Consider the following 5,897-nt stretch of genomic DNA (forward strand, 5'->3'; position numbering starts at 1 on the left):
GATCCTTTCGGCTTTTAGAGGCTGAACGGATCGAAATTATGCCGAGTAAATCCTTGAGGTCATCCAGGCCGCGCAATGCCCCGCCCACTCTTGCTCGGCATAATCTCCTGCTCGACATAACAGGTCTTATGCCGATATCGGCATAAAACTTCCTCCTGTCGGGTGTGATCATCGGTGACGCAAAAGGCCATCAGCTGTTCGAGGCTCAACTCCTCGGCGACATAGAGGTCGAGCAGCTTTTGGCTCGCCGCCGCGAGCTTAAGCCGCTGGCGCACCACTTGCGCGCCGACGAAAAACCGCGCGGCGATTTCGTCGATCGTCACGCCCTGATCGTGTAGGTTCTTGAACGCCCGGAACTGATCGAGCGGGTGCAGAGCCTCGCGCATCGTGTTCTCGGCGAGCGAATCCTCTTCCTCGATCCCGTCCGTCTTCACGATGCAGGGAACCGGCGCGTTTTTCGCCAGCCGCTTCTGCTTCACGAGAAGTTTCAGCGCGGCGAGCCGGCGCCCGCCGGCGCTCACCGAGAATTTGCCCGTCTCCACGCCGTCGCCGTCCGGCGCAGGTCGCACGCTCAGCGACTGCAACAATCCCCGCCGGGCAATATCCTCGGCCAAATCCTCGATGCTCACCCCCGGCCTTGATCCGCCGCACATTCGCGTCCGACGCCACGAGCTTGTCGAGCGCAATGTCCCGCGCCGCCGTCAAAACAATCTTCGCCATGTCCATGAACTCCGCGACGGGCGGGCGAGAGCCTCTCTCTCACCCTCTTCTCCGTCGAAAAGCCCAAAGGGCCCTCTCACTCTCGACGCTCCTCGACACAGCGCCGATCACGAAACCGGGGCGAACTGCGCCGCCAGTCTGGACATTGCGGATCACTGTGACCGGCACCGGCCCCCTTCCTCGCAAGTCAGCCGATCACTGAAATCCTGCACACAGTCTCAGCTGATCGGCGGTAATGCGGCTTTCAACGCAAACGTTGGGCCGCCGAAATCGCATCCTTGCCACGACGAAGACTTGAGCCCCGCCACTTCCGGTTCACGGCTCTACTGGTTCCAATCAACTGGCTATTGACTTCCAATTATCATGCTTCATAGTTCCAATTGACAGAGGCCCGGAAAAAGCATGTACGAGCGGTTCGTGGAACGTCGGGCGAAGGAGGCCCTTTCGGACACCCCTGTTGTCCTGATCGTGGGACCGCGCCGGGCGGGCAAGACCACGCTCGTCCGAAAAATGGCGGAAGCCGGCCGGACCTATATCACGCTCGACGATCAGACGGTCCTCGACGCCGCCCAGTCCGATCCCACCGGCTTTATTCGTGGTTTGGACCACGCCATTATCGACGAAATCCAGCGCGCGCCGGACCTGCTGCTTGCGATCAAGAGAACGGTGGACGAGGATTATCGGCCCGGCCGCTTCCTGCTAACTGGCTCCGCCAATGTGCTGACCTTGCCGCGCGTCGCGGACAGCTTGGCTGGCCGGATGGAAACCATCCGGATGCTGCCGCTGGCGCGCGCCGAAATAGCCGGCAATGCGCCGACCTTCCTGGAGCGTCTGTTCGCCGGGAAGCTGCAGGGCGACCGGAACGCGGTCGTCGGCGACGACCTCGTCCGGCTGGCGCTACTCGGAGGGTTCCCCGAGGCCATTAGCCGAGAAAGCGAACGCCGGCGACAGGATTGGGCGCGGTCCTATCTGACGTCCGTCCTGACGCGCGACCTCAGAGACATCGCCGACATCGAGAAGCTGACCGAGTTGCCGAAATTCGTTCGGTTGCTGGCGGAACATTCGGGGCAATTGGTCAACTATTCGCAATTCGGCTCCAGCATCAATGTCAGCCACAAGACGGGGCAGCGTTATGTCGCACTGCTGGAGCAGGTGTTCCTCGTCTCGACAGTGCAGCCTTGGTACACAAACGCGCTGAAGCGAATCGCCAAGACGCCGAAGCTGCATTTCCTCGACTCCGGCCTGCTCGCCGCGGCGCGGGGGTTGAGCTTCGATCGGGTGAAGGCTAGTCGCGACCTATTCGGCGCGCTCCTCGAAAGCTTCGTGTTCTCCGAAGTCCTGAAGCTCATGACGGCGTCCGACATGCGACTGACGCCCTATCATTTCCGCGACCAGCAGATGCACGAAGTAGACGTCGTGCTGGAGCGCGACGACGGCATGATTGCGGGTGTCGAGGTCAAGGCGTCGGCAACGGTGAAATCCAGCGATTTCGCCGGGATGCGGACCTTGGCCGAGGCGTGCAAGGAGCGCTTTGCCTTTGGCGTGGTCCTCTATGACAGCGCCGGTTTTGTGCCCTTCGGCGACCGGCTGGCTGCGGCGCCATTGTCGTCTTTGTGGGGTTGAAAGCCCAAGGTTTGCTCGAAAGCTCGTTACGAAGACATTCCCAACCGGACAATCAAATCTCCATGCGGCCTGCGACGAGGGCGATCTTTCTGACCTCGACCAATGTCAGCATTTTATTTGCTGATATTGACATTGTCAGTTTTATGTTGCATTTTCCCGACATTGGAGGTTGCCATGACCGATGGACCGTTCAGAAACGCAAAGCTGAGCTGCCGCTGGAAGCGGTACGGCCAAGATTTGGTCAGCGATGCCACGAGCGCCGAAGAGCGCACCGCGCAAGCATGCCACAGCATGCTCGGTGATGCGGGCATGACGATAATCAGCCCCGTCCTGAGCGCCCTCCAAGCCCCCGCTCAGCACTCCCAGCTAGACTTAGACCCCGTTTCCTCGACCGACGCCATCTTCGACAGCTATCCAAAGTCGCCTCTGACTGACACCCTCCAAAAGCATCTAACTGCCAACCTGCGAGACCAGATGCCTCGCGATGTGGCGCTGGATCAGGCGCTCGCCAGCACCGCTAAAGACTGGATCGACGTCACCAAAAACCGCCTCGACGAAGAATGCATCCATGCCCGCGACCTCGGCGACATGAGCAAGGACGACTACGGCAAGGCGATCGAACGCAATCGCGACACGTTCGCCGCCATTAACCCGGGCGACCTCTGCAGTGCCCTAACCTCCGGCAACAAGCGCGCTTTCAAGCAAATGCTTCGAAAGAAAGCCGGCGTAGATGAGGGACCCGACGAGTGAGCGCCCATCCGACGAGGTCACCGGCGCCGGGCAAGCACCTGTGCGTCATTGAGAAAGGCCAAAAGCCCGACCACAGCTGTCCGAAGGACGCGGTGACGGCTGAGATCGGCCGACAGATTGTCTTCGACGCAGCGGTTCTGGATACCTTCGATGTGAAAGGATTTCAGTCGCTGCATTACGACCTACTGGTTCTCTGCGCCGCGATCGAGTTTGCCGACCGCCGCTGGAAACGTCCGCAAAGTTGGAGTCGCACCTTTGATGTGGTGGTCCCAGTCATCGACCTTAAAATCTGGCAGAGACAAGACGTCACGGACAGCCTTCAAAGTGCGTTGCGCCACCTAACGTGCGACAATTGGCGCTTTACCTTCGTCCAAGCGAAGAATCTCTCGCCGGTTGGCTCCCGACAAATCCCTCTCGACTTCGGGAAGACCAAGACCTTCGCCATCGCCTACAGTGACGGTTTGGATTCCCAGGCCGTCTCGGCCCTGAGCGGCGAGAGGGATGAAGCCCTCTGTGTCCGTGTCACCAGCAGCCACCAACACCGAAAGAACGGCGACAGTTACTTTACTCAAATCCCGTTCAAGGTTGAGGGCTACCAGAGTAATGAGAGCAGCTTTCGGTCGCGCGGCTTTCAATTTGCGGCAATAACGGCGGTTGCCGCGCACCTTTCGAACGTGTCACGGATTGTGGTTCCAGAGAGTGGCCAAGGCGCACTTGGCCCGGTATTGCTGCCCCTGCACAACATCTATGCGGACTACCGCAACCATCCGACTTTCTTCCGAAAGATGGAGCGGTTCATAAACGCGGCGCTAGGTCACCGACTTCAGTTTAAGCAGCCGCGCCTGTGGTTCACGAAGGGCGAGACGCTCCGCGCCTTTCTGGACCTACCTGGAAAGACCGCAGGGGACCTAACAAGCACCCGTTCCTGCTGGCAGACGCGCCGAGTTGTTAATGTAGGCGACAGGAAACAGTGTGGGCTCTGCGCTGCCTGCCTTCTAAGACGACTTAGCCTACACGCTGCGGGCGTCGACGAGACGCCTGCCACCTACGTGCTTTGGGACCTGAGCGGCTCTGACGTGAACAAGGCTCTGTCGATTATCCCCCAGAAAGCCGACCGAGACGTCATGGTCAAGTATGGCAGCGTCGGTGTGCGCCACCTGCAACACCTCGCGGATATGGCGGAGCTGCCTGACGGCGCCCTCCGTGTGCATGTTTCGGAAATCGCCGCAGCGACCGGTGCAACCAACCAAGAAACGCTAAAGAACCTGAGGACCCTGTTAGTGACGCATGCGAAAGAGTGGCGGGCGTTTCTGTCCGCACAAGGAGAACAAAGCTTTTTGAAAAGCTGGATGGACGGAGGGCGCTATGGCCGATCTGAATGAGCTGAGCGCAAAGGAAATTGGTCGACGTCTCCGACTGGCGCGGGAGAACGCCGGTATCCGACAGGATGACGCGGCCCAGATCATCGGCACGTCCCGTCCGACCCTGGTTTCCATTGAGAAGGGCGTACGCCGCGTGCGCGTTCAAGAGATCCAAATGCTCGCCCGCTATTATGGGGTGTCGGTGAACGCGCTCCTCCGCCGCGAGGCAGTCCACACGGATTTGGTGCCTCGCTTCCGTAAACTGCGCGAGACAGAGGACGCGCATACGACCGAGGCCTTTCAGCTGTTCAACGACTTGATCAAGGCGGATGTTGAGATGGAGAACATGCTCGGCATCGAGCGGCGACGAAACTACCCACCGGAGCGCGGTATCAACGAGGGTGACGTGGTAGCCCTTGCCGAAAGGCATGCCAAGGAGCTACGCGACTGGATGGGTCTTGGCCTTGGACCGATTACTGACATCTTCTCGGTCATCGAACTGGGTCTCGGCATCCGATTGTATCAGCGCCGCCTCTCGTCCGCTTCGAAGATTGCGGGGCTATTTACCTATGACGAAGCCATCGGCGCTTGCATATTTCTGAATGCCAATCATCCAACGCCGCGGCGAGTCCAATCCGCTGCGCACGAGCTCGGACATTTCTACGGCACCCGCTACAACCCAGAAGTGCTCGAAGAGGATGAAAAGTTCCTGTCACGCGACGAACGCTACGCCAACGCGTTTGGTCGTGCGCTCCTGACGCCCGCCGAGAGCTTTTCGGAGAGCTTCCGCCAACTGAAGGAGATCACCGGCAAAACGACCCGACGCCTGATCATTCTCCTATCTCAACAATACAACATCTCGCGCCAAGCCTGCGGTCTCCGATTGGAAGAATTGGGCCTCGCCAAGAAGGGTACTTGGGCATGGTTCGAAAACAATGGCGGCATCACGGATGCACATGTTCGGGAGGTTCTCGGAGAAATGGCAGGCCGCCCCGATCCGGCCAAGAGCGATGCAGACCGCCCCATCTCCCACCGCATGAGCCTGATGGCGCACGCCGCCTGGAAGCGTGAGCTCATGTCAGAAGGCCAGCTGGCGGAACTGCTGAAGGTGAAGCGGGTGGAGCTGCGCCGCGTCATCGACCAGATCGAGCTTGAAGAAAGAGAGACGGATGAGTTGCTCAAGCTCCCTGACTGATAACCAGCGGCCGCTGGTTCTCGACACGAGTGTGCTGATCAACCTCCACGCCTGCACCTACGGTGAGCGGATCCTCACGGCCATCACCAACGACATCCTCGTGCCGCAGATCGTAGCCGGAGAATTGAAACTGTCAATCGGCTCGCAAAATTGACCCCATATCGGCGTCCAACATTGACCCTTTGTTGCGCGCGTCGTGACGGAAGGAGGGCGTAGCTCGACTGGAGTTACGATGCGCGCGGCGGCGT

At 59.7% G+C, this 5,897-nt stretch carries 5 protein-coding genes and 1 pseudogene; 5 read left to right on the forward strand and 1 reads right to left on the reverse strand.

Annotated elements, in window-relative coordinates:
* Positions 1-146: 146 nt before the first annotated feature.
* Positions 147-720 (reverse strand): annotated as a pseudogene (locus QZ964_RS11320) (ParB/RepB/Spo0J family partition protein); the annotation flags it as partial.
* Between the two features lie 402 nt (positions 721-1,122).
* Here QZ964_RS11320 and QZ964_RS11325 point away from each other — a divergent pair.
* The 5 genes from QZ964_RS11325 (at position 1,123) to QZ964_RS11345 (ending at position 5,803) form a co-directional block, all read left to right on the forward strand.
* Positions 1,123-2,343 (forward strand): ATP-binding protein, encoded by a 1,221-nt coding sequence (locus tag QZ964_RS11325; protein ID WP_292531763.1) that lies wholly within the window; start codon positions 1,123-1,125, stop codon positions 2,341-2,343.
* Positions 2,344-2,517: 174 nt separating this feature from the next.
* Entirely contained in the window at positions 2,518-3,093 is a 576-nt protein-coding gene (locus tag QZ964_RS11330) for a hypothetical protein (RefSeq protein WP_292531764.1), read from the forward strand.
* On the forward strand, positions 3,090-4,475 hold the full coding sequence (locus tag QZ964_RS11335) for a 7-cyano-7-deazaguanine synthase (RefSeq protein WP_292531765.1): 1,386 nt from the start codon (positions 3,090-3,092) through the stop codon (positions 4,473-4,475). The genes QZ964_RS11330 and QZ964_RS11335 overlap by 4 nt, the downstream gene beginning before the upstream one ends.
* Positions 4,459-5,649: an XRE family transcriptional regulator gene (locus QZ964_RS11340; RefSeq protein ID WP_292531767.1), complete on the forward strand. Its 1,191-nt coding sequence runs from the start codon at positions 4,459-4,461 to the stop codon at positions 5,647-5,649. The genes QZ964_RS11335 and QZ964_RS11340 overlap by 17 nt, the downstream gene beginning before the upstream one ends.
* Complete coding sequence (locus QZ964_RS11345; protein ID WP_292531769.1) at positions 5,624-5,803, forward strand: hypothetical protein; 180 nt, start codon at positions 5,624-5,626, stop codon at positions 5,801-5,803. The genes QZ964_RS11340 and QZ964_RS11345 overlap by 26 nt, the downstream gene beginning before the upstream one ends.
* Positions 5,804-5,897: the final 94 nt, after the last annotated feature.

The sequence above is a fragment of the Methylocystis sp. genome, from assembly GCF_021731785.1.
Lineage (GTDB): Bacteria > Pseudomonadota > Alphaproteobacteria > Rhizobiales > Beijerinckiaceae > Methylocystis.